Genomic DNA, 15,597 nt, shown 5'->3' with positions numbered 1-15,597 from the left:
GAACCCGCCCGTCCAGGGCTTTCGCTACTCCGTTTTATGTTCCGTTCCCTGACGACCCTGATCAAGAAGTGGCGCGCGTCGCGCAGTGCGAGCCATCAGCTCGATGCGCTGCTCGCGCACGCGAACGCCGAGGCGTCGTACGCCGAGCGCAGCGAATGGCTGATCGAACTCGCGCACTGGCTGCGCCGCGGCGGCGCGATGCAGACCGCACAGGCCGCGCAGGACGGCTCGGCCGAACGCGGCGACGACGCCCGCGCCTATCCCGCGCATGCGCGGCTGCGCTACCTGTTCCACGTGCTCGATCGCAATCCGGCATGGAAGTCGCACGCGGCGCGCATCGTGCGCGGCATCCTGCGCGAATGCGACGGCATCTCGCTGCTGTGCGATGCGGGCATGCCCGTGCATTCGGGCTTCTTCGGCGCGCTGTTCGAGCGCATCGATGCCTCGCTGATTCCGCCGGCGCCGAATCGCCGCGAGCTGTCCGCGCTGTTCACGCTGATGTTCCCGACGCCCGACGACGCGCAGTGGATCGACGCGCTGCCCGACGATCTGCTCGCGCGGCTCGCGGATCTGCTCGCGTTCGACGTGACCGACGACGAGCGCCACGAACCTGGCTCGTTCTCGCGCGACCTGCTGGCCGCGCTGCACAACCTGACCTGCCAGATCAGCTCGACCGGCCTGTCGCAGACGGTGCGCAGCCGCCTGTCCGACGACGATGCGCGCACGCCGCTCGAAGCGCAGCCGTTCTACCGGCTCACGCGCGCGATGCTCGCGGTCGAAACCGCGCACGCGGCGGTCGAGGACGGCGGCGATCCGAGCAAGCTGCTGCACGAGGTGAACTATCTGCGCGTGCTGCTCGACGAATGCCGCGTCGCGGTCGACGACGTGTTCTCGCATCTGTACCGCAACGGCGTGTCGGTCGACATCGTGTTCCAGGTCGAGCGGATGCGGATGCGCATTCTGCGCGCGGAGACGCTGCTCAACGCGTGGATGGCGCGCGACGATCTGCGCGGCATGGCACGTCTGACCGCCGAACTCGTCGACGCGAACCAGAACAGCCAGAGCGTCGCGCACCTGATGCGCAGCAATTTCTCGCTGTTCGCGCGCAAGCTCGTGGAGACCAATGCCGATACGGGCGAGCACTACATTTCGCGCAGCCGCGCCGAGTATCTGAAGATGCTGCGCATGGCCGCGGGCGGCGGACTCGTGACCGTCGCGACCGTCTGCGTGAAGTTCGCGATCACCGGCGCGCACCTGCAGTCGATGCTCGAGGGGCTCCTCGCCGGCGTCAACTACGCGGCGAGCTTCATGCTGATGCACTTCCTGCATTTCACGCTCGCGACGAAGCAGCCCGCGATGACCGCGCCGACGCTCGCACGCGAGCTCGACGACACGGGCCACGACGAAGGCGTGAAGGCGTTCGTCGCGTCGGTGATCGCGCTGATCCGCACGCAGGCGGCCGCGATTTCCGGCAACGTGCTCGTCGTGCTGCCGGTGTGCCTGCTCGTGCAGCTGTTCGCGGCCGGCGTGCTGCACGTGAACGTGATTTCGCCGGAAAAGGCGCACGCGACGCTGCATTCGTTCTCGCTGTTCGGCCCGACGCCGTTCTACGCGGCGCTGACCGGCGTGCTGCTGTGGGCGTCGAGCCTGCTCGCCGGCTGGGCGGACAACTGGTTCGTGCTGCATCGCGTCGGCGACGCGCTCGCCTACAACCGCCGGCTGCGGCTCACGCTCGGCGCGGCCGGCGCCGCGAAGTTCGCGCACTTCTGCCGGTCCAACGTCGCCGGCGTCGTCGCGAACGTCGGGCTCGGGCTGATGCTCGGCCTGATTCCGGCGATCGTCACCGTGTTCCTGTTTCCGTTCGAAGTGCGGCACGTGACGCTGTCGGCCGGCTCGATCGGCGTGGCGCTCGGCGTGCTCGGCAAGGGCGCGCTCGGCACGCCGGAACTCTGGTGGGCCTGCGCGGGCGTGCTGAGCATGGCGATCCTCAACGTGCTGGTGAGCTTCGCGCTCGCGTTCACGATGGCCGTGCGCTCGCGCAGCCTGCGGCCGACGAAGGTGCGCGCGCTCGTCGCGGCGATCCTGCGCGCGGTCGTCGCGCATCCGTTCGGGCTGCTCTGGCCGGCCGCCGGCTGCGACGCGCGCGCGCAGCAGTCCGGTTCGCACTAGCCACGCCGGCCGGCGCATGGCGCGCCGGCCGCGAACCGCGTTGCGGCCGACGCCGGGCCGCACGCGCCGGCGCCGCGTACAATACTGGACTTTTGTACGTCCCCGCACCCGCCTTATGTCCTCGCCCACCCTGTACGACTTTTTCGCTCCCTGCCCGCGCGGCCTCGAAGCGGCGCTCGCCGCCGAGCTGGCCGAGATCGCCGGCCGTCACCTGGACGGCGCGCCGTTCGCCGCGGGCGCGCAGGTGCCGGGCGGCGTCCATTTCCGCGGCGGCTGGGCCGCCGGGATGGCCGCGAACCTGCACTCGCGGATCGCGAGCCGGATTCTGCTGAAGATCGCGCACCGCCCGTACCGCAGCGAGCAGGACGTCTACGCGCTCGCGCTCGAGCAGCCCTGGGAACGCTGGTTCGCGGCGACGCAGACGCTGCGCGTCGACATCACCGCGATCAAGTCGCCGCTGAAGAGCCTCGAATTCGCGACGCTGCGCGTCAAGGACGCGATCTGCGACCGGATGCGCGACAAGACCGGCGCACGCCCGAGCATCGACACCGGCGCGCCGGACGTGCGCGTGTTCGCATTCCTGACGGCCACCGACTGCACGCTGTACCTCGACACGTCCGGCGAGCCGCTGTTCAAGCGCGGCTGGCGTCTCGACAAGGGCGCGGCGCCGCTGCGCGAGAACCTCGCGGCCGGCATCCTGCGCCTGACCGGCTGGACGCCCGGCACGCCGCTGTACGACCCGATGTGCGGCAGCGGCACGTTCCTCGCGGAAGCCGCGCAAATGGTGCTCGGCGTCGCGCCGGGCGTCGAGCGCCGATTCGGTTTCGAGAAGCTGAAGCAGTACGACATCACGGCCTGGCAGGGGCTGAAGGTCGCCGCGATCGACGCGAAGCGCGCGGCGCGCGGCCGGCGCGACGATCTGCGCGTCTACGGCAGCGACATCTCCGGCGACATGCTCGAGAAGGCGCGCGCGAACCTCGAGCGCGCGGGCGTGCCGTCCGTCTGGCTCAAGCAGGTCGATGCACGCGGCATGACGCCGCCGTGCGACGGGCCGGGCCTGATCGTCGCGAATCCGCCGTACGGCGAGCGGATCGAGGTGCGCGGCCGCAGCGCACGCGGCGAGGCGCGCGAAACCGGCCGCAACCGCGGCAACGAGGACGCGTTCCGCCGTACGCACACCGACGCGCCCGACAGCGAGTTCTTCAACGCGCTCGGCGATGCGCTGAAGCAGCGCTTCGCCGGCTGGCAGGCGTTCCTGCTGACGTCGGACCGCGCGCTGCCCGGCCAGCTGCGGCTGCGCGAATCGGCGAAGACGCCGCTGTTCAACGGCGCGCTCGAATGCCGGCTGTTCCGTTTCGACCTGATCGCCGGCAGCGTGAAGGCGCGCCCGGCCGCATCGGACGGCGACGCGTAAGCGTCGTCGCCACCCGCACCGGCGCCGCGCGCGCCGGCTGCTGCCACCCACCGCCATGCCCGGCCGCCCGGCCGCGTACCTTCCCCGTCCCGCTCCCGCTCCCGCCGTTCGGCGCAATGCGTCCGCGCGCTGTCAGGACCGCAACGACTGCTGACAGCACGCTGTCAGCAGCGGTCGATCACACTGCAATCCCGGCGCAATGCCAGGCTGGTTTCCAACAGAATCCGAACGAAAAAAAGGAGCTCGTCATGACGTCCGCAACTGCAACCGCAACCGCACCCGCACCCGCAAAGACCGCCGCCACCGGCGCGGCCGATCGCGCGATCGCGTGGTTCGACATTCCGTCGCTCGATTTCGACCGCGCGATCCGCTTCTACGAAGCCGTGCTGCAGACCACGCTGCACCGCGAAGTGATCGGCGGCGTGCCGATGGCGATCTTCGACCACGAGGCGTCGAGCACGGGCGGCAGCATCGTGTTCGATCCGCAGCAACTCAAGCCGAGCGCGAACGGCGTGCTCGTGTATCTGAACGCCGGCGAATCGGTCGTCGCGGCGCTCGATCGCGCGAAGCGCGCGGGCGGCGTCGTGCAGGGCTCGGTCGTCGAACTGCCGAACAACTACGGCTACATCGGCTATCTGATCGACACGGAAGGCAACCGCGTCGGGCTGCACGCGCCGAAATGCCACTGAGCGCGCGTGCCGCCGCCGCGCGGCCGGCGCGGCGCTATCATCGCGACATTCCCGTCCCCGAAGGAGCCGAGGTGCAGCCATGACGCGCCGTGCCGACCGCCTGTTCCAGATCGCCGAACTGCTGCGCGGGCGGCGTCTGACGACCGCCCAGCAACTCGCCGACTGGCTGTCGGTGTCGCCGCGCACCGTCTATCGCGACGTGCGCGACCTGCAGCTGTCGGGCGTGCCGATCGAAGGCGAAGCGGGGATCGGCTACCGGCTGAACCGCAACGCGAGCCTGCCGCCGCTCACGTTCACGGCCGAGGAGCTGGCCGCGCTCGCGGCCGGCGCGCGGATGCTCGAGACCTGGGGCGGCGCGCGCTTCGCGGGCGGCGCGCGATCGGCGCTCGCCAAGATCGCGTCCGCGATGCCGGCCGACAAGCGCACCGCACTCGATCGCCTGCCGGTGTTCGCGCCGTCGTTTCACATCGACGAAGCGTTCTTCGCGAAGGTCGATGCGATCCACCAGGCCGTCGATACGCGCCATATCGTCAGCTTCACGTATCGCGACCGGCTCGGTGCGCATACGAAGCGGCGCGTGTGGCCGCTCGGGCTCGTCTACTGGGGCGGGCGCTGGACGATCGGCGCGTGGTGCGAGCTGCGCGGCGACTTCCGCACGTTCGACATCGCGCGGATGGGCGACATCACCGTGCACGAGCAGTTTCCGGACATGGAAGGCCGGCGCATCGCCGACTACATGCGGATCGCGGAAACGCCTATGCGCTGACGCAGCCGCGTCGATTCGCGCGGGCGGCGCCCCGCGCGGGGACGCCCCTGCCCTGCTGACGCCCCGAACACCACGGGCCGCTTCGGCCGCTCGTCGACGTGCAGCGAGAACACGTCGGCGCGCGCATAGTGCGCCGACCACGTCGAAGTCGTAGCGCGCGCGCACGAGTTCATCGGTGTCGATACGCGCGCTCACGAGCCCCGCCTCGCCGATCGGCGGCTCGGTCAGCGAATCGCCGAGCGGCCCGACGAGCGCGCAGCGCGCTCCGGCGATCGTGCGCGTGCGCGACACGATCGCCGCGTGCGTCGAACGAATCGTGCGCCCGTAAACGATCGGGGCCCGGCCGGCATCCGCCGGACGGGCCCCATTGTCGAACCGCACCCGGCCGCATCGCCCGGCCGGACCGCTCGCATGCGCTACTCGACCGCCTTCACCATGTCTTCGATGACCTTCTTCGCGTCGCCGAACACCATCATCGTCTTGTCCATGTAGAACAGGTCGTTGTCGAGCCCCGCGTAGCCGGCCGCCATCGACCGCTTGTTGACGATCACCGTGCGCGCCTTGTACGCCTCGATGATCGGCATGCCCGCGATCGGCGACTTCGGATCGTTCTTCGCGGCCGGGTTCACGACGTCGTTCGCGCCGAGCACGAGCACGACGTCCGCCTGCCCCATCTCGCCGTTGATGTCCTCCATCTCGAACACGATGTCGTACGGCACTTCCGCTTCCGCGAGCAGCACGTTCATGTGGCCCGGCATCCGCCCGGCGACCGGGTGGATCGCGTAGCGCACGTCGACGCCCTTCTCGATCAGCTTGTCGGTCAGCTCCTTCAGCGCATGCTGCGCACGCGCGACGGCCAGCCCGTAGCCCGGCACGATCACGACCGATTCCGCGTTGCCGAGCATGAACGCCGCATCGTCGGCCGAGCCCGACTTCACGGGGCGCTGCTCCTGCGCACCCGCCGCGCCGCCGGCCGCGGCCTCGCCGCCGAAGCCGCCGAGGATCACGTTGAAGAACGAGCGGTTCATCGCGTGGCACATGATGTACGACAGGATCGCACCGGAGGAACCGACGAGCGAACCCGCGATGATCAGCATCGCGTTGTTCAGCGAGAAGCCGATGCCGGCGGCGGCCCAGCCCGAGTACGAGTTCAGCATCGACACGACCACCGGCATGTCCGCGCCGCCGATCGGGATGATGATCAGCACGCCCAGCACGAATGCGATCGCCGTCATGATGATGAACGGCAGCCACGCCTGCGTGATGAAGAACAGGATGCCGAAGCCGAGCATCGCGATCGCGAGCATCAGGTTGATCAGGTGCTGGCCTGCGTACACGACGGGCGCGCCCTGGAACAGGCGGAACTTGTACTTGCCGGACAGCTTGCCGAACGCGATCACCGAACCCGAGAACGTGATCGCGCCGACGAACGTGCCGATGAACAGCTCGACGCGGTTGCCGTACGGAATGAAGTCCGACGACACCGCGTCCTGCGGCACGAGCCCGAACGCTTCGGGCTCCGACACGACCGCATACGCGATGCAGACGGCCGCGAGACCGATCAGCGAGTGCATCGCCGCGACGAGTTCCGGCATCTTGGTCATTTCGACGCGCGCGGCGACGAACGCGCCGACCGCACCGCCGACGACGAGCGCGCCGAGCACGAGCGCGAGCCCGAGCGGCAGGTTCGCGCCGAGCCACGCGGCCTGCTTGACGATCAGCGCGATCGTCGTGAGGATCGCGATGGCCATCCCGACCATGCCGAACAGATTGCCGCGCCGCGCGCTCTTCGGGTTCGACAGCCCCTTCAGCGCCTGGATGAAGCACACCGATGCGACGAGGTACAGCAGCGTGACGACGTTCATGCTCATCGCGCGCCCTCCTTGCCGCCCTCGACACGCTTGGGCTCCTTCTTGCGGAACATCTCGAGCATCCGTCTCGTCACGAGAAAGCCGCCAAACACGTTGACGGCCGCCAGCGCGACCGCGAGCGTGCCGAACACCTTGCCGGTCGCGCCGACGGTCAGCGCGGCGGCCAGCATCGCGCCGACGATCACGATCGCCGAAATCGCGTTGGTCACCGCCATCAGCGGCGTATGCAGCGCGGGCGTGACGTTCCACACCACGTGGTAGCCGACGTACACCGCCAGCACGAAGATGATCACGTTGATCACCGTGTGATTGATGACTTCCATGGTCTCCTCCGTTATTTGCGGGTCACTTCGCCGTCGCGGCACAACAGCGTCGCCGCGACGATGTCGTCGGCGAGGTCGATGTTCAGCACGCCTTCCTTCGTGACGATCAGCTTCATGAAATCGAGCAGGTTGCGCGCGTAGAGCGCGGACGCATCCGACGCGACCATCGAGGCGAGATTCGTATGGCCCGCGATCGTCACGCCGTTGTGCACGATCACCTGGTCGGCCACCGTCAGCGGGCAGTTGCCGCCCTTGCGGCCGTCGACTTCCGGCCCGCGGCCGGCCGCGAGATCGACGAGCACCGAGCCGGGCTTCATCGCCTGCACGGTCTCCGCCGAGATCAGCGTCGGCGCAGGGCGGCCCGGAATCAGCGCGGTCGTGATCACGATGTCGGCCTGCTTCGCGCGCTCGTGCACGAGCGCGGCCTGACGCGCGAGCCACGACGGCGGCATCGGCCGCGCATAGCCGCCGACGCCCTGCGCGGCGTCGCGCTCTTCGTCGGTTTCGTACGGAACGTCGAGGAATTTCGCGCCGAGCGATTCGATCTGCTCCTTCACGGCGGGCCGCACGTCGGAGGCCTCGATCACGGCGCCGAGCCGCTTCGCGGTGGCGATTGCCTGCAGCCCGGCCACGCCGGCGCCGAGCACCAGCACGCGCGCGGCTTTCACGGTGCCCGCGGCCGTCATCAGCATCGGCAGGAAGCGCGGATAGAGCGACGCGGCGACCAGCACGGCCTTGTAGCCGGCGATGTTCGCCTGCGACGACAGCACGTCGAGACTTTGCGCGCGCGTGGTGCGCGGCGCCGCTTCCAGCGCGAAACCGGTCACGCCGGCGGCCGCGAGCTTCGCCGCCTGCTCGGCGTTGAACGGCTCGAGCATCCCGACCAGCACCGCGCCGCGCTTCAGCGACGGTAGTTCCGCATCGGTCGGCGCCTGCACCTTCAGCACGATGTCGGCGCCAAACGCGGCCGACTGGTCGGTCAATTCCGCACCGGCGGCGGCATAGGCTTCGTCCCGATAGCTGGCCGCGGTCCCGGCCCCCTTCGCGACGCTGACGCGGTGGCCGGCGGCCGCGTACTTCTTCACGGTCTCCGGCGTCGCGGCCACGCGCGCCTCGTTGGCCCGCGTCTCAGCAGGCACTCCAATATGCATCGTCAGTTCCTCCAGTCATCGTTGATATTTCTAGTCTTGCGATTCTGACTGCAACAACGAGCCGGACAGGCTGACTACCGGCTCACGGGCAACGGCGTTCACGCAGCACTTTAACCGAAAGCGTTCCGCGCGCCAGCACTTTCCGCACGATCGTGCGAGGTTGCCAACGTGCGGCGCGGCGCACGCTTGCACCATGCACGACCGCGCGCACCGAAGGGTCGGATTCGTCTAACGAGACGGCCGGCAGCGTCCGGGCGCAACCGGTAAAATGCCGAACCATGAAACCCGAAATCTGGACCCCGCACGTGACCGTCGCGGCGCTCGTCGAGCGCGACGGCCGCTTCCTCGTGATCGAGGAAGAAACTTCGACGGGCCTGCGCATCAACCAGCCGGCCGGCCATCTCGAAGCCGGCGAAACGCTCGCCGACGCGGTGATCCGCGAAACGCTCGAGGAAACCGCGCATCCGTTCGTGCCGACGGCGCTCGTCGGCGTGTACCTCGCACATTACGAGCGCCCCGGCAGCGCGGGCGCGACGTATCTGCGCTTCACGTTCTGCGGCACGGCGGGCGAGCGCATCGTCGGTCAGCGGCTCGACGACGGCATCGTCCGCACGCTGTGGATGACGGCCGGCGAACTGCGCGCGTGCATCGAACGCCACCGGTCGCCGGCCGTGATGCGCTGTGTCGACGACTATCTGGCCGGGCGGCGCGTTCCGCTCGATTTCGTGCATACGCATTCGGTCGCGCCGCGGCCGGATGCATTCGACCGTCAGGCGGTAAACAAATGAGCAAGCGCCGTGTGGTAGTGGGCATGTCGGGCGGCGTCGATTCGTCGGTGACCGCGTGGCTGCTGAAGGAACAGGGTTACGACGTCGTCGGACTGTTCATGAAGAACTGGGAAGACGACGACGACGGCGAATACTGCTCGACGCGTCAGGACTGGATCGACGTCGTGTCGGTCGCCGACCTGATCGGCATCGACGTCGAGGCCGTGAACTTCGCGGCCGAATACAAGGACCGCGTGTTCGCGGAATTCCTGCGCGAATATTCGGCCGGCCGTACGCCGAACCCGGACGTGCTCTGCAACGCCGAGATCAAGTTCAAGGCGTTCCTCGATTACGCGATGTCGCTCGGCGCGGAAACGATCGCGACCGGCCACTACGCGCGCGTGCGCGAACGCGACGGCCGCTTCGAATTGCTGAAGGCCTTCGATCATACGAAAGACCAGTCGTATTTCCTGCACCGGCTGAACCAGGCGCAGCTGTCGAAGACGATGTTCCCGCTCGGCGAGATTCCGAAGACGAAAGTGCGCGAGATCGCCGCGCAGATCGGGTTGCCGAACGCGAAGAAGAAGGATTCGACCGGCATCTGCTTCATCGGCGAGCGGCCGTTCCGCGACTTCCTGAACCGCTATCTGCCGACGAAACCGGGCCCGATGAAGACGCCGGACGGCAAGCTCGTCGGCGAGCACATCGGCCTCGCGTTCTATACGTTCGGCCAGCGCAAGGGCATCGGCCTCGGCGGCAGCAAGGACGGCAGCGGCGAACCGTGGTTCGTCGCTGCGAAGGACATCCCGTCGAACACGCTCTACGTCGTGCAGGGCCACGATCATCCGTGGCTGCTGTCGCGCGAGCTCGTCGCCGGCAACGTGAGCTGGGTCGCGGGCGAGCCGCCCGCGGAAGGCTTCGCGTGCGGCGCGAAGACACGCTACCGGCAGGCCGACGCCGCATGCACGTTCGCGCGCGCCGGCGGCGAGCGCTTCTCGCTCGCGTTCGCCGACGCGCAATGGGCCGTCACGCCCGGCCAGTCGGCCGTGCTGTACGACGGCGAGGTCTGCCTGGGCGGCGGCATCATCGAATTCGCGGCCACCGGCCAGCCGGGCCACGCGCCCGCTCCGGCCGCCGCGCCGGCCCTCGCCGAAGCACGCTGACCCCCGTTCGGTTTAGACTTGCGGCACGCCGCGCCCGGCGGAACACGATTCCGTCGAGGCCGGCGCGCCGCCGCGCAGCGTACGCATGGCGGCCGTTCACTTCTGTGGAGTCCCCATGCTTTCACGACGCTATCTCGCGATGTGGTGCGCGGTCCTGCTGCTCGTCGCGGCGGCCGCGCTCGCGTCGTTCCACGTGCTCTCGGGGCTGTGGATCGCGATCCCGGCGGCGCTCGTCGCCCTCGGCCTGTACGACCTGAACCAGGACCGCCACGCGATCCTGCGCAACTACCCGCTCTGGGGCCACTTCCGCTTCCTGTTCGAATTCATCCGTCCGGAAATCCGCCAGTACTTCGTCGAGGACGATACCGACGAGAAACCGTTCTCGCGCGCGCAGCGCAGCCTCGTCTACCAGCGTGCGAAGAACGTCGCCGACAACCGCCCGTACGGCACCGAGCTGAACGTGAAGGCAGTCGCGCACGAATGGATCAGTCATTCGCTCGCACCGACGCGGCTGCCGAACCATGACTTCCGGATCCGCGTCGGCGCGACGCGCGCGCAGCCGTACGACATCTCGATCTTCAACATCTCGGCGATGAGCTTCGGCTCGCTGTCCGCGAACGCGATCCGCGCGCTGAACCTCGGCGCGAAGAAAGGCGGCTTCGCGCACGACACCGGCGAAGGCTCGCTGTCGAAGTACCACCGCGAGCACGGCGGCGACATCGTCTGGGAAATCGCGTCCGGCTACTTCGGCTGCCGCAACGACGACGGCACGTTCAACCCCGACAAGTTCGCGAAGCAGGCCGCCGACCCGCAGGTCAAGATGATCGAGATCAAGCTGTCGCAGGGTGCGAAGCCGGGCCACGGCGGCGTGCTGCCGGCCGCGAAGATCACGCCCGAGATCGCCGAGACGCGCGGCGTGCCGATGGGCAAGGACTGCATCTCGCCCGCGACGCACTCGGAATTCTCGACGCCGCGCGGGCTGCTCGAATTCGTCGAGCGGCTGCGCACGTTGTCGGGCGGCAAGCCGACCGGCTTCAAGCTGTGCATCGGCCATCCGTGGGAATTCTTCGGCATTGCGAAGGCGATGCTCGAGACGGGGATCGTGCCGGACTTCATCGTCGTCGACGGCGCCGAAGGCGGCACCGGCGCGGCGCCGCTCGAATTCACCGACCACGTCGGCGTGCCGCTGCAGGAAGGGCTGCTGCTCGTGCACAACACGCTCGTCGGTATCGGGCTGCGCGACCGCGTGAAGATCGGCGCGAGCGGCAAGATCATCACCGCGTTCGACATCGCGCGCACGCTCGCCATCGGCGCGGACTGGGTGAACTCGGCGCGCGGCTTCATGTTCGCGGTCGGCTGCATCCAGGCGCAGCATTGCCACACCGACCGCTGCCCGACCGGTGTCGCGACGCAGGATCCGGTGCGTCAGCGCGCGCTCGTCGTGCCCGACAAGGCCGAGCGCGTCTACAACTTCCATCGCAATACGCTGCACGCGCTGCAGGAGCTCGTGCAGGCGGCCGGGCTGTCGCATCCGTCGGAGCTGCGCGCGCATCACATCGTGCAGCGGGTGTCGCCGCACGAGGTCCGCCTGATGTCGCAGCTGCTGAAATATCTGAAGCCGGGCGCGCTGCTCGACGGCAACACGTGCGGCTATACGCTGTACGACAAGTGGTGGCCGATTGCCCGCAGCGATTCGTTCACGCTCGGCGAAACGGTCTACGCGTCGATCGACTGACGCGTGTGCGGGCCTCGGTCGGTGGCGGCCCGTCAACCGGTCAGGTCGAAAAAAAGCGCCCTCTCAGGGGCGCAGTCTGCGGCATACGGCCCGCCGGTCAGCCCTGCGGCAGCGTATCGGCGAACGACTGACGCTGCGACAGCTTCACGAAATGCTTGTCGAGGTTCGGGTGACGTTCGCGCCAGTTCAGCTCGGGCATCCGGAAGTCGAGATAGCCGAGCGCGCAGCCGAGCGAGATGTCGGCCAGCGTGTAATGATTGCCGACGCACCACGTCTTGCTGCCCAGGCCTTGCGACATCGCGACGAGGCCGTCGTCGATCTTGCGCTGCTGCCGCGCGATCCAGCTCGCGCTGCGCTGCGCTTCGTCGCGCAGCGTGTGTTCGAGACGGATCGCGACCGACGCGTCGAGCACGCCGTCGCACAGCGCTTCCCAGCAGCGCACCTCGACGCGCTCGCGCCCCGAAGCCGGAATCAGCTTGCCGACCGGCGACAGCGTATCGACGTATTCGCAGATCACGCGCGAATCGAACACCGCCGCGCCGTCTTCCATCACGAGACACGGCACCTTGCCGAGCGGATTCGACGCATGAATGTTCGTATCGGGGGCCCACACGTTCTCGAGCTCCAGCTTGTAGTCGATCTTCTTTTCAGCGAGCACGATCCGCGCCTTGCGGACGTACGGGCTGCTGAGCGAACCGATTAATTTCATCATCTGCCTTTTTAAGGGAACCGCCGGGAGTATACGTTGTCGCCGATCATAACCGGGCGGCACGGCCGGGTAGAAAATCGCCCGTCCGGCCTGTGGATGGTTTGCAACAATCGGCCGGCGGGCCCGGCTGCGCGGCGCTCGCGCGCACTTTCGCGCGCCGCGGCCGGCGGCGCTACAATCGCACGATGAATCCGCCCCTCGATACCGCCATTGCCGTCGACGTCTACCGCCAGCGCCGCGAACGCGTGCTTGCCGCACTGCGCGCCGCGGGCGGCGGCGTCGCCATCGTGCCCACCGCGCCGGAAGTGCTGCGCAACCGCGATACGGGCTATCCGTACCGGCACGACAGCTACTTCTATTACCTGACCGGCTTCACCGAGCCTGACGCGGTGCTCGTGCTGAACGCGGCCGCGCCGCATGGCGCGCCCGAGTCGATCCTGTTCTGCCGCGCGAAGAACGCCGATCGCGAGATCTGGGAAGGGTTCCACTACGGGCCCGAGGCCGCGCGCGACACGTTCGGCTTCGACGCCGCGTACGCGACCGACGTGCTCGATACCGAGATCCCGCGCCTGCTCGCCGACGCGGGCACCGTCCACTACCGGTTCGGCGCGTCGACCGCGTTCGACCGGCAGCTCGCGCGCTGGCTCGATGCGGTGCGCGCGCAGGCACGCTCGGGCGTCGCCGCGCCGGACGCGATGCGCGACCTCACGCCGCTGCTCGACGACATGCGGCTCGTGAAGGACGAACACGAGCTCGCGATCATGACGCGCGCCGCCCACATCTCGGCGCTCGCGCATCGGCGTGCGATGCAGGCATGCAAGCCCGGCATCCGCGAATACGAACTCGAGGCCGAGCTGCTGTATACGTTCCGCCTGCACGGCGCGCAGGCGCCCGCCTACGGATCGATCGTCGCGGCCGGCGCGAACGCGTGCGTATTGCACTACCCGGCCGGCAACGCGGCCGCGCGGGACGGCGACCTGATCCTGATCGACGCCGCGTGCGAACTCGACGGCTACGCCTCCGACATCACACGCACGTTCCCCGCGAACGGGCGCTTCTCGCCCGCGCAGCGCACGCTGTACGACATCGTGCTCGCCGCGCAGCAGGCCGCGATCGACGCGACGCGCGCGGGCGTGCCGTTCGAGGCGCCGCACGACGCGGCCGTGCGCGTGCTCGCGCAGGGGCTGCTCGACACCGGCATCATCGCGAAAACGCGCTTCTCGAACGTCGACGACGTGATCGCCGAGCGCGCGTACACGCGTTTCTACATGCACCGCACGGGCCACTGGCTCGGGATGGACGTGCACGACTGCGGCGACTACCGCGAACGGCACGCCGAGCGCGACGCCAACGGCGCGCTGCCGTGGCGCACGCTGAAGCCCGGCATGGCGCTGACGGTCGAACCGGGCCTGTACGTGCGCGCGGCCGACGACGTGCCGTCCGAGTACTGGAACATCGGCATCCGCATCGAAGACGACGCGATCGTGCGCGAGCACGGCTGCGAGCTGATCACGCGCGACGTGCCCGTCGCGGCGGCCGACATCGAGGCGCTGATGCGTGCGCGCGCGTAAGCCGCACGCGGGCCGCCGACCGTTATTTCCGTTTCACGAATTCCGATGACCCACGCTTCCTCCCCGCCCCCGACCGACTACGACCTCGCGATCGTCGGCGCGGGCCCGGTCGGGCTCGCGCTCGCCGGCTGGCTCGCGCGGCGCAGCGCGACGCAGCACGCGTCGATCGCGCTGATCGATGCGCGCGAGCCGTCCGCGAGCGCGAACGATCCGCGCGCGATCGCGGTGTCGCACGGCAGCCGCGTGCTGCTCGATACGCTCGCGTGGCCGGCCGACGCGACGCCGATCGAACACATTCATGTGTCGCAGCGCGGCCATTTCGGGCGCACGCTGATCGAGCGCGACGAGCACGATCTCGCGGCGCTCGGCTACGTCGTGCGCTACGGCTCGCTCGTCCAGGCGCTCGCCGGCGCCGTGCGCGGCAGCCGCGTCGACTGGCTCACGTCGACCACCGCGCGCGCGCCGCTGCAGGACGCCGACTGCGTCGCGCTGACGCTCGACGGGCCGCACGGCGAACGCGTGCTGCGCGCGCGCATCGTCGTGAATGCCGAAGGCGGGCTGTTCCACGAGCAGCAGGCAGACGCCGGCAAGCATCGACGCGACTACGGCCAGACCGCGCTCGTCGGCACCGTGACGGTGTCGTCGCCGCGCCCGAACGTCGCGTGGGAGCGCTTCACGCACGAAGGCCCGCTCGCGCTGCTGCCGCTCGGCGGCCCGCGGCAGGCCGACTATGCGCTCGTCTGGTGCTGCGCGCCGGACGAGGCGGCGCGCCGCGCGGCGCTGCCCGACGACGCCTTCCTGCGCGAACTCGGGATCGCGTTCGGCGAGCGGATGGGCAGCTTCGTCGCGATCGCGGGCCGCGCGTCGTTCCCGCTCGGGCTCAACGCCGCGCAGACGCTCGTCAAGGGCCGCATCGCGATCGTCGGCAATGCCGCGCAGACGCTGCACCCGGTCGCGGGCCAAGGGCTGAACCTCGGGCTGCGCGACGCGCACACGCTCGTCGACGTGCTGTCGACGCAGGGTTTCGACGCGACCGCGCTCGCGACCTTCAATGCGCGCCGCGCGCTCGACCGGCGGCTCACGATCGGCGCGACCGACACGCTCGCGCGGCTGTTTACGATCGATGCCGGCCCGCTGCCGCTGCTGCGCGGCGCGGCGCTCACCGCGCTCGAATTCGTGCCGCCGCTGAAGAAGGCGATCGCGCGGCAGATGATGTTCGGCCAGCGCGGCTGACGCGCGCGGCGCGCAGACCGCACCGGCCGGTGCCGG

13 protein-coding genes and 1 pseudogene are annotated in these 15,597 nt (G+C 69.2%); 9 read left to right on the top strand and 5 right to left on the bottom strand.

What is annotated here, in order from left to right:
* Positions 1–36 precede the first annotated feature (36 nt).
* The 4 genes from NP80_RS16080 to NP80_RS16065 all read left to right on the top strand — a co-directional run bounded on the left by NP80_RS16080 (position 37) and on the right by NP80_RS16065 (position 5,038).
* On the top strand, positions 37–2,169 hold the full coding sequence (locus NP80_RS16080) for a site-specific recombinase (protein WP_045593934.1): 2,133 nt from the start codon (positions 37–39) through the stop codon (positions 2,167–2,169).
* A 115-nt stretch (positions 2,170–2,284) separates the two neighbouring features.
* Complete coding sequence (locus NP80_RS16075) at positions 2,285–3,583, top strand: THUMP domain-containing class I SAM-dependent RNA methyltransferase (RefSeq protein ID WP_006408313.1); 1,299 nt, start codon at positions 2,285–2,287, stop codon at positions 3,581–3,583.
* 248 nt (positions 3,584–3,831) lie between these two features.
* The gene (locus tag NP80_RS16070; RefSeq protein ID WP_006411833.1) at positions 3,832–4,272 is read left to right on the top strand and encodes a VOC family protein; all 441 of its coding nucleotides are present in this window, start codon (positions 3,832–3,834) and stop codon (positions 4,270–4,272) included.
* 79 nt (positions 4,273–4,351) lie between these two features.
* On the top strand, positions 4,352–5,038 hold the full coding sequence (locus NP80_RS16065; protein ID WP_006401662.1) for a helix-turn-helix transcriptional regulator: 687 nt from the start codon (positions 4,352–4,354) through the stop codon (positions 5,036–5,038).
* A 65-nt stretch (positions 5,039–5,103) separates the two neighbouring features.
* Here NP80_RS16065 and NP80_RS31785 read toward each other — a convergent pair.
* From NP80_RS31785 to NP80_RS16045, 4 genes and pseudogenes are all read right to left on the bottom strand, one after another.
* Positions 5,104–5,290: pseudogene (locus NP80_RS31785) on the bottom strand (carbon-nitrogen hydrolase family protein); the annotation flags it as partial.
* Between the two features lie 164 nt (positions 5,291–5,454).
* The gene (locus NP80_RS16055; RefSeq protein WP_006411831.1) at positions 5,455–6,909 is read right to left on the bottom strand and encodes an NAD(P)(+) transhydrogenase (Re/Si-specific) subunit beta; all 1,455 of its coding nucleotides are present in this window, start codon (positions 6,907–6,909) and stop codon (positions 5,455–5,457) included.
* Positions 6,906–7,232 carry an NAD(P) transhydrogenase subunit alpha part 2 gene (locus NP80_RS16050; protein ID WP_006401666.1) on the bottom strand — a complete coding sequence of 109 codons (327 nt, stop codon included), beginning with the start codon at positions 7,230–7,232 and terminating at the stop codon, positions 6,906–6,908. The genes NP80_RS16055 and NP80_RS16050 overlap by 4 nt, the downstream gene beginning before the upstream one ends.
* 11 nt (positions 7,233–7,243) lie before the next feature.
* The gene (locus NP80_RS16045; RefSeq protein WP_006408317.1) at positions 7,244–8,383 is read right to left on the bottom strand and encodes a Re/Si-specific NAD(P)(+) transhydrogenase subunit alpha; all 1,140 of its coding nucleotides are present in this window, start codon (positions 8,381–8,383) and stop codon (positions 7,244–7,246) included.
* 278 nt (positions 8,384–8,661) lie between these two features.
* Between NP80_RS16045 and NP80_RS16040 the strand changes: the two genes are divergently transcribed.
* The 3 genes from NP80_RS16040 to NP80_RS16030 all read left to right on the top strand — a co-directional run bounded on the left by NP80_RS16040 (position 8,662) and on the right by NP80_RS16030 (position 12,048).
* The gene (locus tag NP80_RS16040; protein WP_006401668.1) at positions 8,662–9,171 is read left to right on the top strand and encodes an NUDIX hydrolase; all 510 of its coding nucleotides are present in this window, start codon (positions 8,662–8,664) and stop codon (positions 9,169–9,171) included.
* Positions 9,168–10,313, top strand: a complete 1,146-nt coding sequence (gene mnmA / locus NP80_RS16035; protein WP_006408318.1) for a tRNA 2-thiouridine(34) synthase MnmA — start codon at positions 9,168–9,170, stop codon at positions 10,311–10,313. The genes NP80_RS16040 and mnmA overlap by 4 nt, the downstream gene beginning before the upstream one ends.
* Positions 10,314–10,428: 115 nt before the next feature.
* Positions 10,429–12,048, top strand: coding sequence for an FMN-binding glutamate synthase family protein (locus tag NP80_RS16030; RefSeq protein ID WP_006408319.1), 1,620 nt, complete (start codon positions 10,429–10,431; stop codon positions 12,046–12,048).
* Between the two features lie 97 nt (positions 12,049–12,145).
* Here the strand turns inward: NP80_RS16030 and NP80_RS16025 are convergent, their stop codons facing one another.
* A complete protein-coding gene (locus NP80_RS16025; protein ID WP_006401671.1) occupies positions 12,146–12,757 on the bottom strand; it encodes a glutathione S-transferase family protein in 612 nt (203 codons plus the stop codon).
* Between the two features lie 185 nt (positions 12,758–12,942).
* On the opposite strand from NP80_RS16025, the gene NP80_RS16020 reads away from it, so the two are divergent.
* Together NP80_RS16020 and NP80_RS16015 are read left to right on the top strand one after the other, a co-directional pair.
* Positions 12,943–14,328: an aminopeptidase P N-terminal domain-containing protein gene (locus tag NP80_RS16020; protein ID WP_035948223.1), complete on the top strand. Its 1,386-nt coding sequence runs from the start codon at positions 12,943–12,945 to the stop codon at positions 14,326–14,328.
* A gap of 45 nt (positions 14,329–14,373) precedes the next feature.
* On the top strand, positions 14,374–15,561 hold the full coding sequence (locus NP80_RS16015; RefSeq protein ID WP_006411834.1) for a UbiH/UbiF/VisC/COQ6 family ubiquinone biosynthesis hydroxylase: 1,188 nt from the start codon (positions 14,374–14,376) through the stop codon (positions 15,559–15,561).
* The last annotated feature ends 36 nt before the right edge of the window (positions 15,562–15,597 follow it).

It is taken from the genome of Burkholderia multivorans ATCC BAA-247 (assembly GCF_000959525.1).
Taxonomy (GTDB): Bacteria; Pseudomonadota; Gammaproteobacteria; order Burkholderiales; family Burkholderiaceae; genus Burkholderia; species Burkholderia multivorans.
The sequence above is the reverse complement of the archived record's forward strand: the minus strand, read 5'-3'. Positions and strand labels throughout refer to the sequence as shown.